Annotated in this window: 27 protein-coding genes; 10 read left to right on the top strand and 17 right to left on the bottom strand. The window is 72.4% G+C overall.

Translation table 11 applies throughout. From position 1 onward, the window contains the following. Nucleotides 1-33: 33 nt before the first annotated feature. The 4 genes from ACZ7JA_RS31165 to ACZ7JA_RS31150 all read left to right on the top strand — a co-directional run bounded on the left by ACZ7JA_RS31165 (nt 34) and on the right by ACZ7JA_RS31150 (nt 5,338). A complete protein-coding gene (locus tag ACZ7JA_RS31165) occupies nt 34-1,488 on the top strand; it encodes a benzaldehyde dehydrogenase (RefSeq protein ID WP_470811693.1) in 1,455 nt (484 codons plus the stop codon). Nucleotides 1,489-1,605: 117 nt separating this feature from the next. Next, on the top strand, nt 1,606-2,889 hold the full coding sequence (locus ACZ7JA_RS31160) for an MFS transporter (RefSeq protein WP_351666354.1): 1,284 nt from the start codon (nt 1,606-1,608) through the stop codon (nt 2,887-2,889). Nucleotides 2,890-3,076: 187 nt separating this feature from the next. Further along, nucleotides 3,077-4,330: a PP2C family protein-serine/threonine phosphatase gene (locus ACZ7JA_RS31155; protein WP_450746218.1), complete on the top strand. Its 1,254-nt coding sequence runs from the start codon at nt 3,077-3,079 to the stop codon at nt 4,328-4,330. A gap of 261 nt (nt 4,331-4,591) precedes the next feature. Continuing rightward, nucleotides 4,592-5,338, top strand: a complete 747-nt coding sequence (locus ACZ7JA_RS31150; protein ID WP_351666350.1) for a GNAT family N-acetyltransferase — start codon at nt 4,592-4,594, stop codon at nt 5,336-5,338. 81 nt (nt 5,339-5,419) lie between these two features. Here the strand turns inward: ACZ7JA_RS31150 and ACZ7JA_RS31145 are convergent, their stop codons facing one another. From ACZ7JA_RS31145 to ACZ7JA_RS31135, 3 genes are read right to left on the bottom strand one after another with little or no spacing between them, the layout of a single operon-like run. Then, nucleotides 5,420-6,757 (bottom strand): APC family permease, encoded by a 1,338-nt coding sequence (locus ACZ7JA_RS31145; protein WP_351666348.1) that lies wholly within the window; start codon nt 6,755-6,757, stop codon nt 5,420-5,422. 48 nt (nt 6,758-6,805) lie between these two features. Next, nucleotides 6,806-7,078: a hypothetical protein gene (locus ACZ7JA_RS31140; RefSeq protein WP_389298119.1), complete on the bottom strand. Its 273-nt coding sequence runs from the start codon at nt 7,076-7,078 to the stop codon at nt 6,806-6,808. A gap of 31 nt (nt 7,079-7,109) precedes the next feature. After that, nucleotides 7,110-7,961 carry a SigB/SigF/SigG family RNA polymerase sigma factor gene (locus ACZ7JA_RS31135; protein WP_470811689.1) on the bottom strand — a complete coding sequence of 284 codons (852 nt, stop codon included), beginning with the start codon at nt 7,959-7,961 and terminating at the stop codon, nt 7,110-7,112. 300 nt (nt 7,962-8,261) lie between these two features. Here ACZ7JA_RS31135 and ACZ7JA_RS31130 point away from each other — a divergent pair, with 300 nt between their 5' ends. The 3 genes from ACZ7JA_RS31130 to ACZ7JA_RS31120 all read left to right on the top strand — a co-directional run bounded on the left by ACZ7JA_RS31130 (nt 8,262) and on the right by ACZ7JA_RS31120 (nt 9,606). After that, nucleotides 8,262-8,843, top strand: coding sequence for a phosphatase PAP2 family protein (locus tag ACZ7JA_RS31130; protein WP_470811687.1), 582 nt, complete (start codon nt 8,262-8,264; stop codon nt 8,841-8,843). Between the two features lie 68 nt (nt 8,844-8,911). Beyond that, entirely contained in the window at nt 8,912-9,139 is a 228-nt protein-coding gene (locus ACZ7JA_RS31125) for a DUF5133 domain-containing protein (RefSeq protein ID WP_470811685.1), read from the top strand. A gap of 14 nt (nt 9,140-9,153) precedes the next feature. Further along, nucleotides 9,154-9,606, top strand: a complete 453-nt coding sequence (locus ACZ7JA_RS31120; RefSeq protein WP_389298892.1) for a DUF6098 family protein — start codon at nt 9,154-9,156, stop codon at nt 9,604-9,606. A gap of 69 nt (nt 9,607-9,675) precedes the next feature. Here the strand turns inward: ACZ7JA_RS31120 and ACZ7JA_RS31115 are convergent, their stop codons facing one another. From ACZ7JA_RS31115 to ACZ7JA_RS31050, 14 genes are all read right to left on the bottom strand, one after another. Beyond that, on the bottom strand, nt 9,676-10,740 hold the full coding sequence (locus ACZ7JA_RS31115) for a hypothetical protein (RefSeq protein ID WP_470811682.1): 1,065 nt from the start codon (nt 10,738-10,740) through the stop codon (nt 9,676-9,678). 105 nt (nt 10,741-10,845) lie between these two features. Then, on the bottom strand, nt 10,846-11,460 hold the full coding sequence (locus tag ACZ7JA_RS31110; RefSeq protein WP_351666334.1) for a GAF domain-containing protein: 615 nt from the start codon (nt 11,458-11,460) through the stop codon (nt 10,846-10,848). Continuing rightward, a complete protein-coding gene (locus ACZ7JA_RS31105; RefSeq protein WP_351666332.1) occupies nt 11,423-12,046 on the bottom strand; it encodes a GTP-binding protein in 624 nt (207 codons plus the stop codon). Before ACZ7JA_RS31105 ends, ACZ7JA_RS31110 begins: the two co-directional genes overlap by 38 nt. Beyond that, entirely contained in the window at nt 12,024-12,410 is a 387-nt protein-coding gene (locus tag ACZ7JA_RS31100) for a DUF742 domain-containing protein (protein ID WP_351666330.1), read from the bottom strand. Before ACZ7JA_RS31100 ends, ACZ7JA_RS31105 begins: the two co-directional genes overlap by 23 nt. A 3-nt stretch (nt 12,411-12,413) precedes the next feature. Next, nucleotides 12,414-12,806, bottom strand: coding sequence for a roadblock/LC7 domain-containing protein (locus ACZ7JA_RS31095; RefSeq protein WP_351666328.1), 393 nt, complete (start codon nt 12,804-12,806; stop codon nt 12,414-12,416). 74 nt (nt 12,807-12,880) lie between these two features. Continuing rightward, nucleotides 12,881-14,407, bottom strand: a complete 1,527-nt coding sequence (locus tag ACZ7JA_RS31090) for a sensor histidine kinase (protein WP_470811679.1) — start codon at nt 14,405-14,407, stop codon at nt 12,881-12,883. Nucleotides 14,408-14,702: 295 nt separating this feature from the next. After that, nucleotides 14,703-14,963, bottom strand: coding sequence for a hypothetical protein (locus tag ACZ7JA_RS31085; protein ID WP_351666324.1), 261 nt, complete (start codon nt 14,961-14,963; stop codon nt 14,703-14,705). Nucleotides 14,964-15,320: 357 nt separating this feature from the next. Continuing rightward, nucleotides 15,321-16,199 carry a MurR/RpiR family transcriptional regulator gene (locus tag ACZ7JA_RS31080; protein WP_470811677.1) on the bottom strand — a complete coding sequence of 293 codons (879 nt, stop codon included), beginning with the start codon at nt 16,197-16,199 and terminating at the stop codon, nt 15,321-15,323. Between the two features lie 115 nt (nt 16,200-16,314). Next, a complete protein-coding gene (locus ACZ7JA_RS31075) occupies nt 16,315-17,607 on the bottom strand; it encodes a cyanophycinase (RefSeq protein ID WP_470811675.1) in 1,293 nt (430 codons plus the stop codon). A 56-nt stretch (nt 17,608-17,663) separates the two neighbouring features. Beyond that, nucleotides 17,664-18,884 (bottom strand): M20 family metallopeptidase, encoded by a 1,221-nt coding sequence (locus ACZ7JA_RS31070; protein WP_470811673.1) that lies wholly within the window; start codon nt 18,882-18,884, stop codon nt 17,664-17,666. Continuing rightward, the gene (locus tag ACZ7JA_RS31065; protein WP_351666499.1) at nt 18,881-19,633 is read right to left on the bottom strand and encodes an amino acid ABC transporter ATP-binding protein; all 753 of its coding nucleotides are present in this window, start codon (nt 19,631-19,633) and stop codon (nt 18,881-18,883) included. The genes ACZ7JA_RS31070 and ACZ7JA_RS31065 overlap by 4 nt, the downstream gene beginning before the upstream one ends. Nucleotides 19,634-19,641: 8 nt before the next feature. Further along, nucleotides 19,642-20,601, bottom strand: a complete 960-nt coding sequence (locus tag ACZ7JA_RS31060) for an amino acid ABC transporter permease (RefSeq protein WP_351666317.1) — start codon at nt 20,599-20,601, stop codon at nt 19,642-19,644. A gap of 2 nt (nt 20,602-20,603) precedes the next feature. Then, nucleotides 20,604-21,554, bottom strand: a complete 951-nt coding sequence (locus tag ACZ7JA_RS31055) for an ABC transporter substrate-binding protein (RefSeq protein WP_351666315.1) — start codon at nt 21,552-21,554, stop codon at nt 20,604-20,606. A gap of 266 nt (nt 21,555-21,820) precedes the next feature. Then, nucleotides 21,821-22,201, bottom strand: coding sequence for a MerR family transcriptional regulator (locus tag ACZ7JA_RS31050; protein ID WP_470811670.1), 381 nt, complete (start codon nt 22,199-22,201; stop codon nt 21,821-21,823). 88 nt (nt 22,202-22,289) lie between these two features. Between ACZ7JA_RS31050 and ACZ7JA_RS31045 the strand changes: the two genes are divergently transcribed. The 3 genes from ACZ7JA_RS31045 (at nt 22,290) to ACZ7JA_RS31035 (ending at nt 24,132) form a co-directional block, all read left to right on the top strand. Next, nucleotides 22,290-22,772: a hypothetical protein gene (locus ACZ7JA_RS31045; protein ID WP_470811876.1), complete on the top strand. Its 483-nt coding sequence runs from the start codon at nt 22,290-22,292 to the stop codon at nt 22,770-22,772. 133 nt (nt 22,773-22,905) lie between these two features. Next, nucleotides 22,906-23,676, top strand: coding sequence for an isoprenyl transferase (locus tag ACZ7JA_RS31040; RefSeq protein ID WP_351666495.1), 771 nt, complete (start codon nt 22,906-22,908; stop codon nt 23,674-23,676). Nucleotides 23,677-23,739: 63 nt separating this feature from the next. Further along, nucleotides 23,740-24,132 (top strand): RidA family protein, encoded by a 393-nt coding sequence (locus ACZ7JA_RS31035; protein WP_389298104.1) that lies wholly within the window; start codon nt 23,740-23,742, stop codon nt 24,130-24,132. The last annotated feature ends 113 nt before the right edge of the window (nt 24,133-24,245 follow it).

Raw genomic sequence — 24,245 nt, 5'->3', positions numbered from 1 at the left:
CGCCCCCTCCCCGGGTGGCGGAAAGGGAAACCGATGACACTCCTGGACAGCGCCGTCTGGGGCGAGAAGCTCTTCGGCGACGGCTGGCGGGACGCGTCCCTCGACCAGCCGGTGACCGAGCCGGCGACCGGCGACCGGCTCGGCACCGTGGGCCTCGCCACGGCCGAGGACGCCGGTCGGGCCGCCGCCCGCGCCGCCGAGGCCCAGCGGGACTGGGCGGCCACCCCCGCGGCGGAGCGGGCGGCCGTGCTGCGCCGCGCGGGCGAGCTGTTCACCGAGCACGCGGCCGAGATCGAGGACTGGCTGGTGCGGGAGGCCGGCTCGGTGCGGTCCAAGGCGGCCTTCGAGGTGCGGCTCGCGCTGGGCGAGTGCTTCGAGTGCGCCGCGCTGCCGACGCATCCGCAGGGCGAGGTGCTGGCCTCGGAGGAGTCCCGCTGGTCGTTCGCCCGCCGTCGCCCGGCCGGTGTGGTCAGCGTGATCGCGCCGTTCAACTTCCCGCTCATCCTCGGCCTGCGCTCGGTCGCGCCCGCGCTGGCGCTGGGCAACGCGGTCCTGCTGAAGCCGGACCCGCGCACCGCGGTCAGCGGCGGCGTCGTCATCGCCCGCGTCTTCGAGGAGGCCGGGCTGCCCTCCGGTCTGCTGCACCTGCTCCCGGGCGACGGCTCGGTCGGCCAGGCGGTCGTCGAGGCGCCCGAGGTGCGGGTCGTGTCCTTCACCGGCTCCACCCCGGTCGGCCGGGCGATCGGCGAGCGGGCGGGGCGCCTGCTCAAGCGGGCCCACCTCGAACTCGGCGGGAACAACGCCCTGGTGGTGCTGCCGGGCGCCGACGTGCGCAAGGCGGCCTCCGCCGGCGCGTTCGGCTCGTACCTGCACCAGGGGCAGATCTGCATGACGACCGGCCGCCACCTCGTGCACGAGTCGCTGCTCGAGGAGTACGCGGAGGTGCTCGCCGCGAAGGCGGAGGCGCTGCCCGTGGGCGACCCGGCCCGGGAGGACGTGGCGCTGGGTCCGATCATCGACCGGCGGCAGCTCGAGCGGGTGCACGGCATCGTCACCGACAGCGTCGCGGCGGGCGCGAAGCTGGCCGCGGGCGGCGAGATCGTGGGCGCCGGATACCGCGCCACCGTGCTGACCGGCCTCACCCCCGACATGCCGGCCTGGCGCGAGGAGATCTTCGGTCCGGTGGCGCCGGTCATCGGCTTCTCCACGCCGGAGGAGGCCGCCCGGATCGTCAACGACTGCGAGTACGGCCTGTCCGTCGGCATCCTCGGCGACGTCGGCACGGCCATGAAGCTCGCCGACCGGATCGACTCCGGCAAGATCCACATCAACGAGCAGACCGTCGCCGACGAGCCCAACGCCCCGTTCGGCGGGGTCAAGGCATCCGGCACCGGGTCCCGGTTGGGCGGAGCCGCCGCCAACATCGAGGCCTTCACCGAGACCCAGTGGGTCACCGTCCGGCCGGACATCGCCGACTACCCGTTCTGATCCCCGCGTCCCCGTTCCGCCGGACCCACGCGCGAACCCTCCGGCTCGCCGCGCGGCCGCTCCGGCTCCCGCTCACCCGTCTCCGTCTCCCGTAGCCGCTCTGGGGGGAATGTCACCATGGCATCCGTCGTCTCTTCCGACGCGTCCGACGCGTCCAACACCTCCGCGGGCACCGGCGCCGCCGGCCGCAACGTCTGGACGGTGGTCCTGTGCTGGATCACCGTCATGCTCGAGGGGTACGACCTCGTCGTCCTCGGCGCGATCATCCCGACCCTGATCAAGACCAAGCACCTCGGCATCACCGCCGGGGACGCCACCACCATCGCCACGCTCTCGCTGGTCGGCGTGGCCATCGGCGCGGTCCTGGTCGGCCCGCTCGCCGACCGGCTCGGGCGGCGCCTGCTGCTCATCGGGTCGGTGGTGCTGTTCTCCGTCTTCACCCTGCTGGTTCCGCTCGCCTCCTCCGTGGCGATGTTCGCCGTGCTGCGCCTCATCGCCGGCGTCGGCCTCGGCGCCTGCATGCCGGTGTCCCTGACGATGATGGCCGAGCACATGCCCGCCCGGCGCCGGGCGCGGGCCAGCACGCTGACGATGACCGGCTACCACACCGGCGCCGTGATCACCTCGCTACTGGCCCTCCAGGTGACCGACAACTGGGAGGTGCTCTTCTACGTCCTCGGCGCGGCCGGGCTCGTCGTCGCGGCCGTCCAGTGGTTCCGGCTGCCGGAGTCGGAGGCGTTCGTGCGCGCCCGGCAGGCGACCGGGGCGCAGCGCGTGCCGTTCGCCGAGCTGCTCAAGCCGGCGTACCTGCGCGCGGGCATCGGCATCTGGGTCGCCTCCTTCATGGGCCTGCTGCTGGTCTACGGCCTCAACACCTGGCTGCCCAAGCTGATGAACGAGGCCGGCTACCCCGTGCCCACCGCCGTCACCCAGCTCCTGATCCTCAACGCCGGCGGTGTGGCCGGGCTGGTGCTGGGCGGGTTCGTCGCCGACCGGCGGGGCATCAAGCCGGTCACGCTCGGCTGGTTCGCGGTCTCGGTGGTGATGCTGGCCTGCCTGAGCGTCAGGATGGACAGCGACCTGCTGCTCGACACCGTGGTCTTCCTGACCGGCGTGTTCGTCTTCTCGGCGCAGGTGCTCGTCTACGCCTACGTGACCAACTTCTACCCGGCCGCCGTGCGCGGCACCGCCCTCGGCTCGGCCTCCGGCATCGGCCGCATCGGGTCGATCGTCGGCCCGTCGATCACCGGCGCCCTGGTCGCCTCCGGGGTCGGCCACCCGTGGGGCTTCTACTTCTTCGCCGCCGTGGCCGTGCTGGGCTTCGTGGCCGTGCTCACCCTGCCGGGCCGCGCCCACGCCGCCGGGCCCGAGGCGGTGGAGGCCGTCCGGCCCGCCGTCTGACCGCGCCCCGGGGCGCGGACACCCGAACGGTACGACCGCGGCGCGGGCCCGACACGGCCCGCGCCGCCGTCGTACCCCGGCATGCCGCCGTCGTACCCCGGTCGCGTCCGGGCGCCGCCGGGAGAGCGGGACTCGTCCGGCTGGTGCAGCCTGGGTGTGCGGACACCAGCGGAGCAGGGAGCGGAGGATGCCGGCGGAGGTCGATCACGCGGCGCTGTTCGCCGCCACCCCCAGCCCGTACCTCGTCCTGGGGCCGGACCTGGTGATCGTGGACGTCAACCGGGCGTATCTGGACGCGACCGGGCGGACCCGCGACGACCTGATCGGGCAGCACGTCTTCCAGGCCTTCCCGGACAACCCCAACGACCCGGAGGCCGACGGCACGCGCAATCTCAACGCGTCCCTCCACCGGGTCCTGTCCTCCCGCAAGCCGGACACGATGGCGCTGCAGAAGTACGACATCCCCGTCGTGCGCCGGCCCGGGGAGTTCGAGGAACGCTGGTGGTCCCCGGTGAACACCCCGGTCATGGGGCCGGACGGGCAGGTGGCGTGGATCATCCACCGGGTCGAGGACGTGACCGCGTTCGTCAAGGCCTACCAGGCCGGCGACCCCACCCGGATACGGGTCGGCCAGCGTCTGGAGGCCGCCCAGACGCTGGAGGCGGAGCTGTACTCCCGGGCGCGCGAGCTGCAGCGGCTGAACGAGGAGCTGCGGCAGGCCAACACCCGGGAGCGGGAGGTCGCGGTCACCCTCCAGGAGGCCATGCTGCACGCCCCCGACCTGGCCCACCATCCGCACGACGTGGCGGTGCGCTACCTGCCCGCGATCGGCTCGCTGAACGTGTGCGGCGACTGGTACGACGTGGTCGACATCCCGCCGGACCAGCTCGCCCTGGCGGTCGGCGACGTCATCGGGCACGGCCTGGAGGCCGCCGCCGTGATGGGCATGCTGCGCAGCGCGCTGTCGGCGGCCATCCGGGCCCTGGAGCGGCCCGCGCAGGCCCTGGAGGTCCTGGGGCTGTACGCCCGCTCGATCGAGGGAGCCCTGGGCACGACGGCGGTCAAGGCGATCGTCGACCGCCGCAGCCACCTGATCACCTACAGCTGCGCCGGCCACCCGCCGCCGGTGCTGGCTCACCCGGACGGCCGTATGGAGCTGCTGGACCGGGCCACCGACCCGCCCCTGGGCGCACGGCCGATGCATGTGCCGCGACCCCAGGCCAGCATCCCGTACACGCCCGGCGACACCCTGGTGCTCTACACGGACGGACTCATCGAACGCCGCAAGGAGGACATCGACGCCGGCCTCGACCGGCTGATGCACGCGCTGAGGCAGTGCGGCAGGCTGGGCGCCGAGCGGCTCGCCGACACCCTGCTGACCAAACTCGGGGTGGCCAGCGGCGGCCGCGACGACATCGCCCTGATCGTGGTCCGGCTGTGAGCGGGCGACGGCTTGTGCGGCTCCCCAACCTGTGGCACGATCCCGCGAGTTGATCCACGCAGACCTCTGCACGATGAAGGACTGAAGCCATTGATCGCGGCGTCCCGCAGCGGCCGCCGTCGGCACTGACATCCCCGCCGCCACGGCGGCGGCCGGTGCCCTCGCGTCTTCCCACGGCGGCCCCACGCATGTCCCGTGTCCCCGGCCACGGCCGGTCCCGCAGCCTTCGCGGCTGCCCTTCACCGTGAGGTCCACATCACCGTGCACGACAACGTGCAGAACTTCGCCGTCGCCCATCTCCTCCGCCGTCCGGCGCCGCTCGAAACCGGAGGCTTCGTCGCGGGGTTCGATCCGGCGACGGACAGCCCGTACGTCAACTACGCCACCCCGTTCCCCGGCGCCGAGCCGGCCGACCGGGACGTCACCGCCCTGATCGGGGCGTTCCGCGCACGCGGCCTGCGGCCCCGTCTGGAGTTCGCCCCGGACGCCGCGCCCGCCGTCGAACCCGCGCTGCGCCGGGCGGGTTTCCGCACCGAGGCGGTCCACGAGTACCTGGTCTGCACCCCCGCGACTCTGGTGGCGCCACCGGCCGGGAGCCTCGACGTGCGCGCGCCGCACACCGACGAGGACTACCGGGCGATCGATACCGCGCTGGCCGAGGCGTTCGCGGGCGAGTTCGGCCCCTCCGAGGCGGGCGCCGCCCGGCTGCGGCGCACCGAGGAGCAGGGCGGCGCCGTGCGCTTCGTGCGCGCGCCCGACGGCACGTGCGCCGGCGGCGCACTCTGCTCCGCGCCCGCCGAGGACACCGCGGAACTGGCCGGCGTCGGCACCCGGCCCGCGTACCGGGGCCGCGGCATCGCGGCCGCCGTCACCGCCGCCCTGGCCGGGGCGACGTTCAGCCGTGGCACGTCGTCGGTGTGGCTCGAGTACTCGGGCGAGGGCTCCCGCCGGGTGTACGAACGCGTCGGCTTCCGGCCCCGGGGCACGCGGCTGTACCTGACGCTGTGAGCCCGCTGCCCGGCGCGGGCCGGGCGCCGCCCGGTCCACGCCGGGCAGCGGGCGTTCCTCCGGCCCGGGAGTCGCGCGGCGTCACGGCCGCGACGCGCCCTTCCGCCGGGCCGCGCGGTGGCTGACCGCGCCGAGGACGGCGCCCACGCCGAGCACCGCGAGTCCGCGCCACCAGACCTCGGTCTCGACCTGGGTGGCCAGCACGACGCAGGAGGCCGCTCCCAGCACGGGCAGGACGGTCGGCGTACGGAAGTGGTCCGCCGTACCGGAGTCGCGGCGCAGGACGAGGACGGCGACGTTGACCATGAAGAACACGACGAGCAGCAGCAGGACCAGCGTCGAGGCCAGAGTGGCCACGTCCCCGGTAAGCGCCAGGGCGGTCGAGAGGACCGTGGTGGCCGCGATGGCGACCCAGGGCGTACGGCGGCCGGGCAGCACGGTGGTCAGCACCGAGGGCAGCAGTCCGTCGCGTGCCATGCCGAAGGCGAGGCGCGAGGACATGATCCCGGTGAGCAGCGCGCCGTTCGCCACGGCTACCAGCGCGATCGCGCTGAACAGCCGCTGAGGTACTCCGCCCGCCGCCTCGACCACCTCGAGCAGGGGCCCGCTCGACGCGGCGAGGCGGCTGGTGGGCACGGCCGCCGACGCGGTGACGCCCACCAGCACGTACACCGCCCCGGCGGTGGCCAGCGCGCCGAACAGGGCGCGCGGGTAGGAACGCCTGGGGTTGCGGGTCTCCTCGGCGACGTTCACGGAGGTCTCGAAACCGACGAAGGAGTAGTAGGCGAGGACGGAGCCGCTGAGCACCGCGCCGGCGGCGCCGTGGCCGGGGGTCCCGAGCCGGGTGAGCCGGCCGGGGTCGCCGTCGCCCCGCAGCAGCAGCCATCCGCCGAGGGCGACGACGATCAGCAGCCCGCTGACCTCGATCACGGTGGCGACGACGTTCGCGCGCGTCGATTCCTGGATGCCGCGCGCGTTCAGGGCGGCGAGCAGGGCGAGGAAGACGACGGCGACGGCGGCCACGGGCAGGTCGACGAACGCCGACAGGTAGTCGCCGCCGAATCCCCTGGCGAGCGCGGCGACGGAGACGATGCCGGCCGCGAGCATGCAGAAGCCGGCGACGAAGCCGGCGAACGGGCCGAACGCCCTGGTCGCGTAGTGGGAGGCACCGCCCGCCTTCGGGTACTTCGTCGCCAGCTCGGCGTAGGAGGCGGCGGTGAGCAGGGCGAGCAGGAGGGCGACGAGCAGGGGGACCCACACGGCCCCGCCCGCGTCCGCGGCGACCTGCCCCACCAGGACGTAGACCCCTGCGCCCAGGACGTCGCCGAGGATGAAGAAGTACAGCAGCGGGGTGGTGAGAGCTCGCTTGAGACCGGAGCCGGAGGCGGTGTCCGGCTGCGCATTCTGGACGGAGGACATGCACCGCGTGTCCCCCACGGCCGCTGAATCACGCACAGACCGCTCCGGTCACTCGGACGGGTCGGGGTGTGCCCGCATCTGCTGCCAGGTGCGGTGAACGTGCCGTTCGGCCTCTCGTACGGCGAAGGGCACGACATCGTCCGACGGCACGGCGGCCGGTCGGCGTGTCACGGCCTCCGATGTCATGACGCGGCGCGACGCACGCAGTACGGGCAGGTCCCGGCTCCGGCCGGTGCGGTGCAGGAGAGCGGCTCGGGCGACGAGGATCGCGGCGATGACCGCTGCGGCCGTCAGTGTGGTCGCCGCGTGCTGATGTGGCATCGGTGCAGGCTCCGTGAGGTGTGGGGGGTTGTCACAGCCGGCGGCGGTCGGCGGTCCGGCGGGCGAGGGCTTCGTCGCGGACCCGGGCGCAGCTGCGGCTGATCAGCCGGGAGACGTGCATCTGGGAGATGCCGAGGCGGTCGCCGATGCTGCTCTGCGTCATGTCCTCGAAGAAGCGCATGTAGAGGACGGCCCGTTCCCGTTCGGACAGCCGGCGCAGACCCTCCTTCGCGGCCTCGCGGTCGACCACGACGTCGTAGGAGGCGTCGGTCGCGGCCAGGGTGTCGGCGAGGCTGTAGCCGTCGTCCCCCGAGGTCAGTTCGGCGTCCAGCGACAGGGTGCTGAAGCTCTCCAGGGCCTCCAGGCCCGCGGACACCTCGTCCTCGGTGAGGCGGGTGTGGGCGGCGAGGTCCGCGACGGTGGGTTCGGGGCTGCCCGGGTTCTGCGTGAGTTCCCGGCGGGCCACCCGTACGCGGTTGCGCAGCTCCTGCACCCGGCGCGGCACCCTGACGGCCCACATCCGGTCCCGGAAGTGCCGTTTGACCTCACCGGTGATGGTCGGCACGGCGTAGCTCTCGAAGGCCCCGCGGGACGGGTCGAAGCGGTCGACGGCCTTCACCAGCCCGAGCGCGGCCACTTGGCGCAGGTCCTCGACGGACTCGCCGCGGTCGCGGAAGCGGCCGGCGATCCGGTAGGCCATGGGCAGCCAGGCGGTGACGAGTTCGTCGCGCACGGCGTCACGCTCCGGCCCCTCCTCCAGCGCCGCCAGCCGGGCGAACAGCCGGGAGGTGTCGGGGGCGTCGTCATGGCTCCGCCGTGCGGGCGTTGTGCCGGGGGCCGCGGTGAGCGGGGCGGGACGGGACGTCGATGTGTCGGTCGGCATGCGCTGTCGCTCCCGAAACGATCTGAGGGGCGGCACCCGAAGACGGCGTGTTCCCGGGCCCACCCCGACGGTGCTGTCAGGGTTCGCCACGCGAGGAGCACCGTGACCGTTGGACGGAGCCGGCGGCCAGGGTCCTCCCGCTGGGCGCGCGCCTCCGGTCCGAAGCACGAAACCCCGCCTGCCCCTCGGTTCCGTCAGCAAACCCTCGGCGCCCTCGCCCATGAGAGGGACCTCCCGAGTGGTCACGGCCCTGGGGCCGGGTGTACGCGTGGACGGCATGCGGCGGGATATCAGCGGTCCATGACGGTGTGCACTTTCTTCGAACAACTGGATCGCGTCCTCATTGAGCGGACGGCGTCCCGCGTCCCGAATCGCGCCGGCCGGGTGCTGTCGGCGGTGGAGGCTGCGGCGGAGAACAGCAGACTGTGGTGGGGCACGGCCGTGGCGCTGGCCGCGGCAGGCGGACGACGGGGCCGGGTGGCCGCCGGGGCCGGACTGTCCGCTCTGGCGCTGGCGCAGTTCGTCTCGAACGGGCTGTGCAAGCACCTGGCCGACCGGCCGCGGCCGCCCAAGGAGCTGATTCCGCACGAGGGGGTGCACGATCGGCCCGACTCCCCGTCGTTTCCGTCAGGACACACCGCTGCCGCGGTCGGGTTCACGGCGGCGGTCACGGCCACCTGGCCCGCGGTCGGCGCCCTGTGCGCGATACCGGCCGCGACGGTCGCCCTCGAACGCGTCCAGTCCGGCGCCCACTACCCCAGCGACGTCGCCGGCGGCGCCGTGATCGGCCTGGCTTGTGCCTGGCTGACGCGGCGCACGCCGTCCCTGCTCCTGCGGCACCGCTTCCCGCGCGTTTCCGCTGGTGGTGCGGCGTGGGAGTGATTGCCGGTGTGATACCTGGGCACACAGGCCGGTGTCCTACGCGAACGGCGACGACGAGGAGCGTTCCCATGCTCATGGCACACCCTGCTGTACTCGACAATCTGGTCGAGCAGTACGACACGCTGCGCATCCTGCACGCCGAACAGGGCGACGAGGGGGTCCGCCAGCGCATGAACGACGTGGCGTACACGCTGTGCGTGGCGACCGGCACCCGTGACATCGACACGGCTCTCGTCACCGCCCGTCACCACCTCCCCGGCGCCCGCCCGGAAGACGACTCCGTGCTGACCGCCTGACCTACCGGACCGCCATGAGCACCACCGCCCGTCTGCCGACCTTCACCAGCCTGGACGAGCTGACCCGGCTCGTCACCCGCCGCCGCTGCCTCTACGTACGCTGGTCCCGCGGCCCGGAGCGCGACCTGACGGCCGTCAGCAGCACCGACGACCTGACCGGCGTCAAGCTGCCCGGCCTGTCGGCCAGCTCCCTGGACGTCGAGGACTGGTGGGGCGAGCGGCCCGTGGACATCTGGGTGGCTCGCAAGCTGTACGACTACTGCCACCTCCCCCGCGTCAAGGACGAACGCACGCGGCCGTGGCTCCTGCACGGCCACGAGGCGGCCCGTGGACCGGACAACGAGCCCCTGGTACGAGACGTCGAGCCCCTCGGCTGGATCGCCGACTCCGTCATCGCCCAGGCATCCCGCATCGTGACCGCGCAGCCCGGCCGCTGGGGTCCGCTCGACCGCGACCCGGCCGGCTGAGGGGCACCGCCGCCCGCGCCGCTCCCCGCGACTCCATGGGCGCGCCCCGCGAAGGCACGGCCCGCACGGTCAGGTGGCGATCGTGGCCAGTCCGGCTATGCCGATCAGGTAGATGACCACCACGGCGACGCTGTCGATACCCATGCGGGCGTACTGACGGCGGGGGCGGAAGATCAGCCCCGCCATGTAGACCACGGTCAGGATGATCCCGAGCGCCGTCAGGTAGACGTCGGTGTCGTGCGCGGCCGGCAGCACCGGTTCACCGGAGATGACGGTGGCGAGCAGGAACAGCACCGGCAGGAATGCGTTCCCGCCGAAGATGTCGCTGACGGCGAGCTGGTAGTCGCCCAGCCTGGTGGAGGTCAGGCCGGTACTGACCTCGGGCAGGGAGGTGGCCGCCGCCAGCACGGTCGCGCCGAACAGGACACCGCTCAGGCCCTGGCGGGCGAAGAACTCCTCGCCGCTGCGTTCGATCACGACGCCGGCGACGAGGGTGGCCAGTGCGGAGACGCCGAACACCAGCCCGGCGCGTACGGTGCTCGTGCCCTTGTCGCTGGCGGCCTTCTCCTTCTTGCCCTTGGAGTGGCCGCGCGGTTCCGGCTGGCCGTCCGGGGCGTCGCCGCCCTCGCGCCACGGCAGGCCCCGGCCGGCCCGGTCGAGCAGGACCAGACCGATCACCCAGAGGACGGCGATCGCCACGGAGGACGGGGCCAGGCGGGCGGCGTGCAGATCCGGGGAGAGCTGAGTGCCCATCACGACCACCGCCAGGACGACCACCACCATCGCCCCTTCGAGGACCAGCTGCAGACTGGCGGCAAGACGGGTCAACGGGGCCCGGGGGCGGACCCCGGCCGCGTCCAGGACCGCCAGCACGACGGTCTGGATGGCGATCCCGCCCAGGATGTTGCCGACCGCGACGTCGAGCCGGCCGGCCATCGCCGCGCTCGCGGTGATCGCGATCTCGGGCAGATTCGTCGCGATCGCCAGAAGGATCAGACCGCCCAACGCGCTGCCCAGGCCGAGCCGTTCGGCGAGCACGTCGGTGGTGTCCGACAGCTTGACGCCCACAACCCAGATGACGGCCGCGCTGGCCACGAACAACACCAGCAGCACCGGCGAACCCAGAGATCCCATGCCGCGGCAAGTACCCGCCGTCCCGGAACGGAACCAGCGGGCACGGACACGGCGCCGACGGCGCAGCCCGCGGCGCCGCCCCGCGTCGGACGACGGCGGCGCCGGTCAGCCGCGGCGGTTCGCCGACTCCTCCAGACGCTCGACCAGTTCGGCGGCCATGGCCTTGATGGTTTCGAGGCCTTCACGGCCCCACGGCTGGGGGTCCTGGTCGACCACGCAGATCGTGCCCAGCACCACGCCGGTGCTGTCGATCAGCGGCGCGCCCAGGTAGGAGTGGACGCCGATCGCGTCGACCACCGGGTTGCCGGCGAACCGCGGGAAGTCCCGGATGTCCTCCAGCACCAGCGCCCGGCGGCGCTTGACCACGTGCGGGCAGATACCCATGTCGATGTCGCGGGGCATGACGCGGCCGGGCACCGGTTCCTCCAGCAACGGCGGTCCCACGTGGGCCGTGGTGTCCTGCGCCGCGCTGTACAACCCCGCGAAGTACTGGCGGTCGGCGTCGAGGAAGAAGTTGACCCCGGCGTAGCAGCCGCCGGTGCGGTGTGCCAGCTCCCGTGCGAAGGCGTCGAGTCCGGCGTCCGGGCGCGCGTCGATGCCCAGCTCGCGCAGCCGCTCGGACCGGGCGCGCACCTGCGGGTCCTCCGGGGGGAGGAGCAGATGGCGCAGGGCGATCCCGGACTCAGGCCCGGACGGTGGGTTGGTCGGTGTCGCTGCCATGGGAACTCCTTGTCGTGATCAGATGCTGAACCAGGTCGAGCAGCACGCGGATGCCCGAGTGCTGGACGCGGGCGTCGCACAGCACCACCGGCACCTCCGGCCTGAGGTCGAGCGCGGTCCGCACCTCCTCCCCGCGGTAGCGGTGAGCCCCGTCGAACTCGTTGACGGCGACGACGAAGGGGATGCCGCGCCGCTCGAAGAAGTCCACCGCCGCGAAGGAGTGCTCCAGCCTGCGGGTGTCGGCGAGGACCACCGCCCCGAGCGCTCCCTCGGAGAGTTCGTCCCACAGGAACCAGAAGCGCTCCTGTCCGGGCGTGCCGAACAGGTACAGGATGTGGGACCGGCTGAGCGTGATCCGGCCGAAGTCCAGGGCGACCGTGGTGGTGGCCTTGTTCTCCACTCCGTCCAGCCGGTCCGTGGCCGCGCTGACGGCGGTCAGCGTCTCCTCGGTGCTCAGCGGCTCGATCTCGCTGAGCGCGTTGACGAAGGTGGTCTTTCCGACGCCGAACCCGCCGGCGATCAGCACCTTGACGCCCACCGGCAGGACTTCGGCGGGCAGCGGGTCACAGTCGTTTGAGGAGGCCATCGCGTATCGCTTCCAGGAGGTCTCGATCAGGTCGTGCGGAGTGGTCCGCGGACGCCGGGCGTGTGTCACCTGCGACGACCGCGCCTCCCTCGGCCAGATCGGACAGCAGTACCTTGACCACGGCGGCGGGCACCTGCATCCGGGCCGCGATCTCGGCGACGCTCACCGGCTGTTCGCACAGCGCCAGCACCCGCGCGTGCTCCAGGCCGAAGGCGCCCTGCGTCTGGGCGCCGGTGGCCCGTACCGTGGTCACCAGCGTGAAGTGGGACGTGGCCCTGGTCCGGCCGTCGCTCACGGTGTAGGGACGGACCAGCCGCCCGGCCGCTTCGTCGAGCCGCGGTCCGTCCGGGAGGACCGGCGTCATCGGTCACGCCACCGGGCGCCGGGGCGGTGTGGCCAGGTGCGGACGGACACTTTTCACCATCATCCCCATCTCGTAGCCCAGTACCGCCGCGTCCGCATCGCGTCCGGCCAGCACCGCCAGCACCGCGCCGTGCCCGGCGGACGAGACGAACAGCAGCGAGCTGCTCAGCTCCGTCACGATCTGTCGCACGTCACCGCCGTCGTCGAAGTGCCGGCCCGCGCTGCGCGCCAGCGAGTACAGCCCACTGGCCAGCGCGGCCAACTGGTCCGCGGCGTCCGTGTCGAGGCCCTCCGCTGCCTTCACCAGCCCGTCCGAAGACAGCAACAACGCGCTTCGGGTGTGCGGCACCCGGTTCACCAGACCCGTCAACAGCCAGGAAAGGTCTTCGCTCGCCACGATCGTGTACTCCTCTTCGACGGAAGGAACGTTGTGCTGCGCGGAGGCCGGGCCTTCGGGGGCGGCCCGCGCCGTCAGGGCGTCTCGGCTTCCTCGGCCCTGCGCAGTCCGGTCTGGAACGCGGCCATCAGGCCGGGGTCGTGTGCGGTGTCCTCGGCGGCCACGGCGTCACGGGCCGGCTGCGGCACTTCGGCGGCGTGGTCCTGACGGCGGCGTTGCGGCAGCCGCGGGCGGTCGTCGTCGCCGTCCGCGAGGGCCGGGGCGGGCTCGGGTCCGGGACCGGACACGCCCGGATTCGCGACGCCGGCCGTGTCGGTCGCCCGGGGGCCGACCGTCTCGGGCTCCCCCAGGTCGTGCGGCTCGGCGTCGAGCGCGGGGGCGGTGTGCGGGGCCGGCGCGGGAGCCGCGGGCTGCGGGCCGAGCAGTGCCTGGGGCAGCACCATGACGGCCTGGGTGCCGCCGTAGACGTTGCTCTGCAACCGCACGGCGATGTCGTGCCGCTGCGCGAGGACGGAGACCACGTACAGGCCGATGCGGCCGTCCTGCAGCAGTTCGCCGAGCGCGACCTTGTCGGGTGCGCTCAGGACGGTGTTCATCCGGCCGCGCTCGGCCGGGGACATGCCCAGGCCCCGGTCCTCGACCTCGATCGCCACGCCCGCGGCGACGGGCTCCACCCGCACGTGCACGGTGGTCTGGGGCGGTGAGAAGACCGTCGCGTTCTCCAGCAGTTCGGCCAGCAGATGGACGACGTCGACCACGGCGTGGCCGCTGACCGACCCCTCGACGGGCGGGACCAGCTTGACGCGGGCGTACTGGTCGATCTCGGCGACGGCGGAACGCAGCACGTCGGTCAGGCCGACGGGGCGGGTCCATTGGCGGTGGGTGTTCGCGCCGCCGAGCACGGCCAGGTTCTCGGCGTAGCGGCGGATCCGGGTGGACAGGTGGTCCACCCGGAACAGCCCCTTGAGCAGGTCGGGGTCCTCGACCTCGTTCTCCAGGTCGTCCAGCAGGCCGATCTCGCGGTGCACCAGGGACTCAAGACGGCGCGCCAGGTTGGCGAAGACCTCGAACTGCTCCAGCCGGGAGTGGTGTTCCGCACCGATCGCGGAGGCGGCGGTCTCCAGCAGGGCCGTCTCCGCCTCGTGCCGGGCCACGGTGATCTCGAACCCGAGGCGGGAGAGTGCGTCCGGGCCGGTCTGCGGCGGGAGTTCCGGCCGCCGCTGCCGCACAGGCCGCTCTCCGGCCCGCAACCGACGGCACAGCGACTCCAGTTCGGCCCTGCCCTCGGCGGTGGCCCGGGTCAGCTCGGCCAGCTCGGCCCGGTTGCGGTCGGCCGCGCGGGACAGCTCCGCCCAGTGCTCGGTGACCGCCCGCGCCTCCGCCGAAGCCCGTGTGCCCGCGATCGCGGCCGCCAGGGCGCCGACGAGCGCCACGCCGCCGAACACCGCGCCCTGGTACGCCTGGTCCAGGTGGCCGTCGAGGACCAGCCCGGTGGCCACCGCGCCGGTCACGGCGACCACCCCCGACGGCAGCACGGAGGACAGCACCAGACGCCGTTTCAAGGAGCCGGCGGGCGACTCGGCCGTCGGACGGGGCGTCATGGGCGACGCCGGCCGGTCGTCCGGCGGTATGGAAGGATCAGGCATAACAGTCCCCGGACAGTACGATGATCGGGCCGAGCGCGCACGTTATCGCAGACCAGGACCCCGGTGTCAGCCCTGGAGCGGACAGAGATCGAACCGTTGTATCGGTCACCTGCTCCGGCGCGTTCGGCGTCACCCTCGGACGCCCGGTGGATCCGCTCGCCGCCGGGTATCCCGTTGCCGCGGCCGTGGTGAGGACGGCTCCTCGGCGGCGAGCCTTCGCTCCTGGGCGCCGATGGCGCCGTTCAGCGCGTCACCTGCCGGAGTTGAGCCAGTGGTGCAGTGCCTCGTGCACGCTGTCGGGCAGTGCGCTGAGCTCCTCGATCGCTTCCCGGTCTCCTGGCCAGGGAGCGATCCCGGCGGCGGTCAGCACCGCGTACAGGTTCAGGCGCCGCAGATCGCGGGGGTCGACGCGGCAGGTGATGCGGTCCGCGGACCTGGGCGGCGCCAGCAGGAAGTCCTCCGCCGGGGCGTCGTCCAGTGCTCGATCGGTCGATGCGGTGATGGTCTGCATGATCTCGCTCCGTTCTGCCTACGCTTCGTTGGCACGTCTCGCCCGTGGGGCCGAGTGCGCTGTGCGCTCGGTTCGCCCGGGTGGCCGCACACCCCACCCTCCCCACCGACACGCCACGTACGAGCGGTACACGAGCGGTGTTACACATCACCCACAATTCCGTGACTCTTACCTTCATGCACCATCCACTTGCGGAATGCGGCTTTTGACGCCCCGTCAAGCCGTACCACCGCCGCGAACGCCGCTGCGCGGTCCCGCTCCGCCGTCCGGCCGACACCCGAAAGTGAGTGACAGCCACCCACACCCGGCCCCGCCACTTCTCCCGGAGAGGCGAGGTCTCACCCGGCCGGCCGGCGGTCAGACCAGGCCGATCTGCTGGGCGACGTCCTCCCCGTGCCTCAGGTGTCGGTGCGCGGCCTCGCCCAGCGACACGATGACCGACGCGACGACGGTTTCGATCACGGCCATCGTCGGGACCAGGCTGTCGTACGGCGAGGGCGACGTGACCTGGCTGGGCAGGACGACCTCCGCGTGCGCGGTCACCGGCGAGAGCCACGTGTCGGTGAAGAGCACCACCTTGCCGCCGCGTTCCCGCAGCAGCTGAGCCATGCCGACCTTGTCGTCCTCGTAGCGCCGGTAGTCGAACACGACGAGTACGTCGCGGCGTGTCAGCGCGGCCAGGACGGCGGTGCGCTCGACGTCGCGATCGGGCAGGAAGGACACGTCGTCGCGCAGTTGCATGAGGTGGAGACCGAGGTACTGCGCCAGCAGGTGGGTGAACCGGCCGCCGGCGAGGACGATCCGTCGCTTGGGGTCGGCGAGGAGCTGGGTGGCCCGGTCCAGGTCGTGCGGCGGGAGTTCGGCCAGGGACTGGGTGAGCGCGGCCGCGAACAGCCTGCTGCCGGTCGTCAGCAGCGGTTCCCTGGCGTCCGCGTGGTCGGCGTCGTCGGCCCGGGTCAGGGGGGCCGACTCGTACAGCGCCAGGGGTGAGGCGCTTCGTTCCTCGAGTTCCTCGCGCAGGGCCGCCTGGAAGTCGGGGTAGCCGCGGAAGCCGAGGCGTCCGACGAACCTGAGGACGGTCGGCGCACTGACCGCGGCACGCTCGGCGATGGTGGCGATGGTCTCGAATCCGGGCGCCGGGTAGCCCGCCAACATGACCCGGCCGACCTTGCGTTCGGCGGGGCTGAGTTCACCCAGCTTGAGCCGGATCCTGTCGGCGAGCGTGCCAGAAGCCATCGGTGTGTTCCTTTTCCGTGCCGGGAGGGCCTTGTCCGTGGAGCTTAAGCGGCGGGTACGGCGCCGATGGCGCCCGCTGGAGGATCGAGGCCCTGCGCGGCCTGTGCGGGGAGTCTCAGCTGGGGGTGATGGACACGCTCATCCCGATGAGGGTGTCCGCCGTCGTGCCGTCCTCCGTCAGGGGGGTGAAGTGGCGGTCCTTCCGGAAGGTGACGGTGAAGCGCGGACCGGACTCGAACGTGGTGGCGGTCGCCTCGCGCTGCCCCGCGGACCGCGCGAGGGCGCGCGCGGTCCGCAGGAAGCTGTAGGGGACGCCGTCGTCATTGGCGAGGGAGTAGAAGACGTCGTTGTTCGCGGGCACCGGAGTGCGGTCCTGCGGGTGGAGCCGCGTCTTGCCGGATGCCGGCCGCACCCGCCAGCGGCTCGGCTCGTAGCGGTCGCCGTCGGTGAGGTAGTCGTAGGTCGCCCCGCTGAGCGACCAGCCTCCGTCGCGCCCGGTCACGTGCGCGTGCCGCAGGTCGAACACCGCCAGGCCCTGCGGGCCGACGACGCGCATGCTCTCGTCGGCCGAGCCCGGGTGCTCGACGACGAGTGCGGTGTTCTCCTCCAGCGCGTAGACCCGCCGGTGGCCCGTGTCGGCGGCCAGGCGCAGCGAGCGGCCCTCACGTCCCGAGGTGCCGGTGTGGGTGTCCAGCAGTCCCGAGCGCAGGAAGCCGAAGCCGCCCTCGGGCAGGTAGCCGAGCTTCGACGCGTCGTCGAAGTAGCCGGGAGCGCTGCCGTCCCGCAGGGCCTCGTAGGAGTCACCGCCGGTGACCATGTCGGCTCCGGCCGCGATCTGGGCACCGGCGCTCGACCCGGCCACCACGGCGCCCTGGGCGAGCTTGGCGCGGATGGCGGCCAGCACCTTGGAGTCGGTGTGGCCGGAGCCGTGCAGCAGGCTGGTCACGTAGCGGTACTGGTCGCCGCCGCCGAAGAAGAAGCCGGTCATGCTGTTGACCTGTGCGACGACACGGTCGGAGTCGGCTTCGGCGACATGGTCGATGTCGATTGGGATCCATTCGGCGTCGGCGGCGCCGTGGCGCGTGAACAGGCCGGCGTAGTAGGCGCCGTTGCAGGCGGAGTTGGAGCACGTGGCCGGGTCACCGGCGTTCGGGTCCTGGCTCTCCGGCACGGAGGCGGCGGTCAGCACGCCGATCCGTGCGCGCCCCGCGCCACCGGCCCGGTCGATGATCTCGCCGTACACCTGGTCGTTGTCGTCCTTCAGCCCGCCGCCGACCAGGACGAGCGAGCCGGCGGAGCGGTGTCCGGCGGCCTGGTGCGCGGTGGCGGCCGGAGCCGTTGCCAGAGCCAGCAGGAGAGTGGTGCTCGCGGCGAGGACGGTGCGACCGGTTCCGTACGGGATGCGCATGAGGTGCCTCCGGGTGTGTGCGGACGTGGGGGATGTGCTGTCGGGGAGTTGTGCGATCAGGCGGCGGGGAGGTGCTCGCGGCCGAGTTCGGCGATGAGCGAGGCGAGCAGGGCGACGCGGGGGGCGACGGTGGTGGTGTCCAGCCACTCCTGCGGGCTGTGGTCGCCGCCGCCCACCGGCCCGAGACCGTCGAGCACGGGTACGCCGACGCCGGCGATCAGGTTCGCGTCGCCCACTCCCCCGGTCGCGGCCGCCCCGATGGACAGTCCGATCTCCGCGCCGATGGACTGGGCGGCGTGCAGGATCCGCCGTGAGGCGTCGGTGTCCTCCATCGGCGGGCAGAGGTCGAGTTGCTCCACCGTCGCCGTGGTCCCGGGGACGGTGGGGCGCGCGGCGAGTTCCTCGATCGCCTGCCGGGCCCGCCGGATGCCCCGCGTCGTCGCCGAGCGGACCTCGACGTGGAGTTCCGCCTCGGGGCAGACGATGTTGATGCGCGTGCCGGCGTGCACCATTCCGACGTTGACCGTCACGTCGTCCCAGCGGCCGTTGAGTCCCTGGAGGGCGACGGTGAGGTGGGCCGCCGCCAGCGCGGCGTTCGCGCCCCGTTCCGGTTCGATGCCGGCGTGGGCGGCGCGGCCCGTGACGGTGAGCCGGAAGTCGGCGACGCCCTTGCGGGCGATCACGACGTCGCCGTTCTCGCGGGCGCACTCCAGCGCCAGGGCGTAGTGCATGCCGTGCGCCGCCTTCTCGGTGAGGGGGCGGCTCGCCGGGGAGCCGATCTCCTCGTCGGGGACGGCGAGGAACACCAGCTCGGCGTAGTCCTGGAAGCCCGCCTCCGCGAGGACGCGCAGCGCCGTGAGACCTGCCACGAGGCCGCCCTTGTCGTCGCTCACGCCCGGCCCGCGGGCGTGCGAGCCGACCAGGCCGAACGGCCGCGCCGCGGCCGTCCCGTCCTCGAAGACCGTGTCCATGTGCGCGGCCAGGAGGATGCGGCGGCCGCCTTCCTCGACGGGGAGCGCCCCTTTCTTCCGCGCCACGACCAGGTCGCCGGTGCCGCGGGAACCTGCGGGTCCCAGGCCGACGCGGCGGGTGTCGAATCCCAGGGCCCGCAGCCGGTCGCCGACGATCTCGCCGACGCGGTTGACGCCTTCGGGGCTGTAGGAGCCGGAGTCGATCGCGACGAGTTCTGCCAGTTCCCGCAGGTACCGGGGCTGGTGGGCACGGGCGAGCGTCAGCAGTGCGGCGGTGCGCGGACGCTGACGGACCGAGGCGCTCACAGGACCTTCGAGAGGAATCCGCGGGTGCGTTCCTGCTCGGGATCGACGAGGACCTGCTGGGGGCGTCCGGCTTCGACGACGACCCCCTCGTCCATGAAGACGGCGGTGTCGCCCACCTCGCGGGCGAAGCCGATCTCATGGGTGACGACGACCATGGTCATGCCGTCGGCGGCGAGCTGCCGCATGACGTCCAGGACGTCACCGACAAGCTCCGGGTCGAGTGCCGAGGTCGGCTCGTCGAAGAGCATCAGCTTGGGTTTCATGGCCAGGGCGCGGGCGATGGCGACCCGCTGCTGCTGTCCGCCGGAGAGCTGCGCGGGGTAGTGCCCGGCGCGGTCGGCGAGCCCGACCCGCTCCAGCAGGCGCATACCGTCCTCCCGTGCCTCGGCACGGCTGACGCCCGCGACGCGTACGGGCGCCTCGGTCACGTTCTCCAGCGCCGTCAGATGGGGGAACAGGTTGAAGCGCTGGAAGACCATGCCGATGTCGCGGCGGCGGGAGGCGACCTCCCGCTCACGCAGTTCGTGCAGCCGGCCGCCCTGCCGGCGGTAGCCCACGAGCTGGCCGTCGACGGACAGTCTGCCGCCGTCCACCGTCTCGAGATGGTTGATGCACCGCAGGAACGTGGACTTGCCCGAGCCGGACGGCCCCAGCAGACAGCACACTTCTCCCGCGCCCACGGTCAGGTCGACGCCCTTGAGGACCTCGAGCTTCCCGAAGTGTTTGCGCACGCCCTGGGCGTGGACCATGGGTGTGGTCATCGGTCCGACTCCTTGTTCACGCGGCCCAGCGACAACGCGCCCGTGAAGAGGCGCTGTACGGGGGACACCCGGCCGCCTCCCGAGGTGCCGCGGCCGTAGCGCCGCTCCATCCACGCCTGGGGGATGCTCAGCAGGCTGACCAGGGCCAGGTACCAGATGCTGGCGACCACGAGCATGGGGATGACCTGGTAGTTCTGCGCGTACACGTCCTGGATGTTCGACATCAGGTCGTGGGCGGCGATGACGGAGACGAGCGCCGTCATCTTCAGCATGTTGATGGTCTCGTTGCCCATCGGCGGGATGATCACCCGCATGGCCTGGGGCAGGACGATCCGGCGCATGGTCAGGGCGGGGCGCATACCGAGCGAGTGGGCCGCCTCCGTCTGTCCCGGGTCGACGGACTGGATGCCGGCGCGCACGATCTCGCTCGCGTACGCCGCCTCGTTCAGGCCGAGCGCCAGCAGAGCCGCGACCGCGGGGGTGAGCAGCGAGTTGGTGTCGGCCTGGACGAAGGTGACGTCGGTGAACGGGATTCCGATCAGCACCTTCTTGTACAGAGCCGCCGCATAGCCCCAGAAGATGATCTGGACCAGCAGCGGTGTCCCCCGGAAGACCCAGACGAACAGGGAGGAGAGCCCGTACAGGACGGGGTTGGCCGACAGGCGCATGACCGCGATCAGGGTGCCGAGGACCAGGCCGAGGGCCATGGCCGCGGCGGTCAGCCACAGCGTCGTCGCCAGGCCGTCGAAGACGAGGCCGGTGAAGAGGTAGTGGCCGATGACGTCCCAGTGCAGGTTGGCGTTCTTGGCCAGGGAGCCGATCAGTCCGCCGACGGCCGCCACGGCCGCCGCGGCGGCGACCCAGCGGCCGTAGTGCCGCACCGGGACGATGTCGATGTCCTCGGGGGCTGACTCGCGGTGCGGTGAGGCGCTCACGGGTGTGGAGGTGGCGGTCATTCTCAGTCCACCGCCGCGTTGCGGGTGGCTTCCTTGACGGCGATCGAGGCGACGCCGTACTTGTCGAAGATCTTGGTGGCGGTGCCGTCGTCGATGAGGGCCTGGAGGGCCTTCTGCACCGCTGCGGTGAGTTCGGGGAGCTTCTTGCTGACGGCGATGCCGTTGGGCGAGGCGTTGTAGCCGCCCGGCGCCTTGGGGTCCTCCACCAGCTCGAAGGCCTTGCCGCCGTCGGCCGTCTTCGCCGTCCAGCCCGCGGCGGGCTTGGTCAGCACGTCGGCGACGACCTTCCCCGAGCGGAGCGCGAGCTGCGCGTCGGAGTCCTTCGGGTAGGTCGAGACGGCGATCTTGGGCTTGCCGGCCGCGGTGCAGTCGGCCTGCGTCGCGGTGAGCAGCTTCAGCTGGTTGGTGGCCGCTTGCACGGCGACCGGCGACCCGCACAGGTCGGTCAGGGTGGTTATCTTCTTCGGGTTGCCCTTGGCGACCAGGACGCCGGACCCGGACTGGGAGTAGTCGATGAAGTCGACGACCTTCTGGCGGTCCTTGTTGTCCGTGATCGCCGACATCGCGGCGTCGAACTTGCCGGCCTGCAGGGCGGGCACGATGCCGTCGAACTTCTGCGGGGTGAAGGCGAACCGCACGCCGAGCTTCGCGCCGATGGCCTGACCGAGGTCGTAGTCGAGCCCGGTGAGCTCCTTGCCGCCCTCACTGACGAACATCTCGAACGGCGCGTAGGGGACGTCGGTGGCGACGCGGACCGTGCCGGACTTCTTGATCCCGGCGGGCAGCGCGTCGTGCAGCGCCTGGTCCTTCTTCACCGTCACGCCGGCGACCTTCGCGGCGCCGGGCGACGCGGCCCCGCCGGTGTCCGAGCCGTCGTCGCAGGCGCTCACCGCCATCAGGGCCGCGACGGCGGTCGCGGCACTGAGCATGGCGCGGCGGGAGGAATGTGGCATCACGATCGGTCCCTCTCGGACGTACTGCCGGGGGAGGTCTGCCCTCGCCCCCTGACAGCGCAGGAAACTACAGCCAGGCCGTCATCATGGGTAGATGTAACGCCGATTACATTCCTGCAACGCATGCGGGGTGCCGGGGAATAGGTCAGATTGCCCTGATTTGCCACGCCCGTCATCGCCCTTACGAGGACCATCGCGCGTTACATAGCACTGCCGGAAGTCACTGCTTGTATGTTCCGCTACCGGCGCGGAGCGGGCCGATGGCCTCAGCCGGCCGTCTCGCCGGCGGCCCCTCCGGCCGGCCGCAGGGGGCATCCGGTGCCCACGCGCGTGGCCAGGTCGGCCCTGAGGGCGGCCAGTTCGGCCATCCGGGCGTCGATGACCCGGATCTTCTCCTCGAAGAGCGCGGACAGCGCCGCGGCGGTGTCCGGCGCCTCGCGCAGTCGCTCGCCGGTCCGCGCGATCTCCGCCAGGGAGAACCCGAGCGCCTGCGCGGTGCGGACGTACTGGAGCCAGACAACCGCCTCGGGCGGGAAGTCCCGGTACCCGTTGGACAGCCGCCGGCCCGCGACAAGACCGACTTTCTCGTAGAACCGGATCGTGTCTCTGGTCATGCCTGCCCGCGCGGCAAGCTCGCCGATGCGCATGCCCCTCCGCGGTAGGCCGGACTTGACCTTGGAGCGTACTCCACTGTTTAGCGTGAGGCATCTGCCACGAAACCCCCGTAGGAGCCTCATCGTGAGCCCTCTTCGCACCCCCGCGCACCCCGCCTACCTCCGCGTCGTACGCGCGAGCGCCTGGTACGACCTGGTCGTCACGGCGGGCTTCGCGACTCCGTGGACCTACGCACCGGTACACGAGGCGCTGTCGTCGGGCAGCCGGGCGCTGGGGTTCGGCGCCCTGCCCGAACCCGACGCCTGGCAGGTCCTGTTCGCCAACCTGATGGGCTCGGTGGTGGTCGTCTGGGCCGTTCTGCGCATCGTCAGGACGCTGCCGGAGCACGGACTGTTCGACGGCGCCGCGCGCACGCTGTTCGCGACGTGGCAGGCGTACGCACTGGCCCATGGCGCGTCGCGGCTCCTGTGGCTGTTCCTCGGCGTCGAGGTGGCGTTCGGCGTGCTCCAGCTCCTGCCGTGGAGGTGGGGCCGGAACGCGGGATTCGTGCCCGACGGCGCGAGCCCGGCCGACGGACGCCCGCTCGACACGGCGAGTCGGTAACGGATCGCGAGTGACGCCCGGCGCAGCGGTCCCCCGGAACGCGGACTCCAGGGCTCCGCATGTGCCGCCGGCGGACGTGGGACTATCGTTGCGCCCTCTAACACGGCTTCGGAGAAAGGATGTCGGTGTGGCGATGAAGGCCTTGCGCGCGGCGTTGGAAGCGGTCTACGTACGGCGCCTCAACCGCAAGCTGGAGGGTCTCCCCCGGCCGCGGCACGTGGCGATCATGCTGGACGGCAACCGGCGCTGGGCCCGCGGCGCGGGACACAGCGACGTGCGCGAGGGCTACCGTGTCGGCGGCGCCAAGGTCACGGACTTCCTGCGCTGGTGCACCGACGCGGGGATCAAGCACGTCACCCTGTGGATGCTGTCCGACGACAACCTCCACCGGCCCGCCGACGAACTCGGCCCGCTGCTCGCCATAATCGAGGAGACCGTCCAGCGCATCTGCGCCCCCGGGGAGCCCTGGGAGATCGAGATCATCGGCGCGCTGGACCTGCTGCCCGGGAACACCGCCCGGGTCCTGAAGGAGGCCGCCTCGGGCACGGCCGGCCGGGGCGGGCTCAAGGTCGACGTCGCCGTGGGCTACGGCGGCCGCCGGGAGATCGTCGACGCCGTCAGGGCGGCCTTCGACAAGCACATCGGCGCCGGCGGCGATCCCCGGGACCTGGCCGCGGACTTCGACCTGGAGCACATCAGCGACAACCTGTACTCGCCGGCCGGGCACGACACCGACTTCATCATCCGCACCTCGGGCGAACAGCGGCTGTCCGGCTTCCTGCTGTGGCAGTCCGCCTACGCGGAAGTGCACTTCGTCGACGTCCTGTGGCCCGCCTTCCGCCAGATCGACCTGCTGCGCGCGCTGCGTTCGTACGCCGCCCGGGACCGCCGCTACGGCCGCTGACCGGACTCCGGGCGGCGGGGGCCGTGTTGGAGGGACCGGCGCGGGCCGTTTAGCGTGCGGCGCATGACGATACGACGTGCGATCCTCGGCGGTTCCGCCTTCGAGGAGCAGATCGGGTACGCCCGCGCCGTGGTGGACGGCGACCGGGTGCATGTGTCCGGGACGACCGGGTTCGACTACGCCACGATGACCATCTCCGACGACGTGGTGGAACAGGCCGAGCAGTGCCTGCGCAACATCGGGGCCGCGCTGGCCGAGGCCGGCTGCGGCTTCCCCGACGTGGTGCGGGTGCGCTACCTCCTGCCCGACCGCGCCGACTTCGAGCCCTGCTGGCCGGTGCTGCGCCGCCGCTTCGGCGAGGTCCGGCCGGCCGCGACGATGCTCGTGTGCGGTCTGGCCGACCCCCGTATGAAGATCGAGATCGAGGTGGACGCGCGCCGTCCGTCCACGGACTGACCCGGTCGCGGAATCACCCGGGTGCGCGGCGGACGGCCGTTCCCGTCCCGGGACTTCGCTCGTTGTCCCGGAAGCACCGCGGGATTGTCCTTGATCGGTAACAGCGGGATCCT

The sequence above is a fragment of the Streptomyces sp. NPDC038135 genome, from assembly GCF_055601245.1.
The sequence above is the reverse complement of the archived record's forward strand: the minus strand, read 5'-3'. Positions and strand labels throughout refer to the sequence as shown.

Excerpts from the sequence above, each read along its gene's own strand:
- ACZ7JA_RS31165 (WP_470811693.1), top strand. The coding sequence starts at position 34 with ATGACACTCCTGGACAGCGCCGTCTGGGGCGAGAAGCTCTTCGGCGAC.
- ACZ7JA_RS31160 (WP_351666354.1), top strand. The coding sequence starts at position 1,606 with ATGGCATCCGTCGTCTCTTCCGACGCGTCCGACGCGTCCAACACCTCC.
- ACZ7JA_RS31155 (WP_450746218.1), top strand. The coding sequence starts at position 3,077 with ATGCCGGCGGAGGTCGATCACGCGGCGCTGTTCGCCGCCACCCCCAGC.
- ACZ7JA_RS31145 (WP_351666348.1), bottom strand. The coding sequence starts at position 6,757 with ATGTCCTCCGTCCAGAATGCGCAGCCGGACACCGCCTCCGGCTCCGGT.
- ACZ7JA_RS31140 (WP_389298119.1), bottom strand. The coding sequence starts at position 7,078 with ATGCCACATCAGCACGCGGCGACCACACTGACGGCCGCAGCGGTCATC.
- ACZ7JA_RS31135 (WP_470811689.1), bottom strand. The coding sequence starts at position 7,961 with ATGCCGACCGACACATCGACGTCCCGTCCCGCCCCGCTCACCGCGGCC.
- ACZ7JA_RS31130 (WP_470811687.1), top strand. The coding sequence starts at position 8,262 with ATGACGGTGTGCACTTTCTTCGAACAACTGGATCGCGTCCTCATTGAG.
- ACZ7JA_RS31125 (WP_470811685.1), top strand. The coding sequence starts at position 8,912 with ATGCTCATGGCACACCCTGCTGTACTCGACAATCTGGTCGAGCAGTAC.
- ACZ7JA_RS31120 (WP_389298892.1), top strand. The coding sequence starts at position 9,154 with ATGAGCACCACCGCCCGTCTGCCGACCTTCACCAGCCTGGACGAGCTG.
- ACZ7JA_RS31115 (WP_470811682.1), bottom strand. The coding sequence starts at position 10,740 with ATGGGATCTCTGGGTTCGCCGGTGCTGCTGGTGTTGTTCGTGGCCAGC.
- ACZ7JA_RS31110 (WP_351666334.1), bottom strand. The coding sequence starts at position 11,460 with ATGGCAGCGACACCGACCAACCCACCGTCCGGGCCTGAGTCCGGGATC.
- ACZ7JA_RS31105 (WP_351666332.1), bottom strand. The coding sequence starts at position 12,046 with ATGGCCTCCTCAAACGACTGTGACCCGCTGCCCGCCGAAGTCCTGCCG.
- ACZ7JA_RS31100 (WP_351666330.1), bottom strand. The coding sequence starts at position 12,410 with ATGACGCCGGTCCTCCCGGACGGACCGCGGCTCGACGAAGCGGCCGGG.
- ACZ7JA_RS31090 (WP_470811679.1), bottom strand. The coding sequence starts at position 14,407 with ATGACGCCCCGTCCGACGGCCGAGTCGCCCGCCGGCTCCTTGAAACGG.
- ACZ7JA_RS31085 (WP_351666324.1), bottom strand. The coding sequence starts at position 14,963 with ATGCAGACCATCACCGCATCGACCGATCGAGCACTGGACGACGCCCCG.
- ACZ7JA_RS31080 (WP_470811677.1), bottom strand. The coding sequence starts at position 16,199 with ATGGCTTCTGGCACGCTCGCCGACAGGATCCGGCTCAAGCTGGGTGAA.
- ACZ7JA_RS31075 (WP_470811675.1), bottom strand. The coding sequence starts at position 17,607 with ATGCGCATCCCGTACGGAACCGGTCGCACCGTCCTCGCCGCGAGCACC.
- ACZ7JA_RS31065 (WP_351666499.1), bottom strand. The coding sequence starts at position 19,633 with ATGGTCCACGCCCAGGGCGTGCGCAAACACTTCGGGAAGCTCGAGGTC.
- ACZ7JA_RS31060 (WP_351666317.1), bottom strand. The coding sequence starts at position 20,601 with ATGACCGCCACCTCCACACCCGTGAGCGCCTCACCGCACCGCGAGTCA.
- ACZ7JA_RS31055 (WP_351666315.1), bottom strand. The coding sequence starts at position 21,554 with ATGCCACATTCCTCCCGCCGCGCCATGCTCAGTGCCGCGACCGCCGTC.
- ACZ7JA_RS31050 (WP_470811670.1), bottom strand. The coding sequence starts at position 22,201 with ATGCGCATCGGCGAGCTTGCCGCGCGGGCAGGCATGACCAGAGACACG.
- ACZ7JA_RS31040 (WP_351666495.1), top strand. The coding sequence starts at position 22,906 with ATGAAGGCCTTGCGCGCGGCGTTGGAAGCGGTCTACGTACGGCGCCTC.
- ACZ7JA_RS31035 (WP_389298104.1), top strand. The coding sequence starts at position 23,740 with ATGACGATACGACGTGCGATCCTCGGCGGTTCCGCCTTCGAGGAGCAG.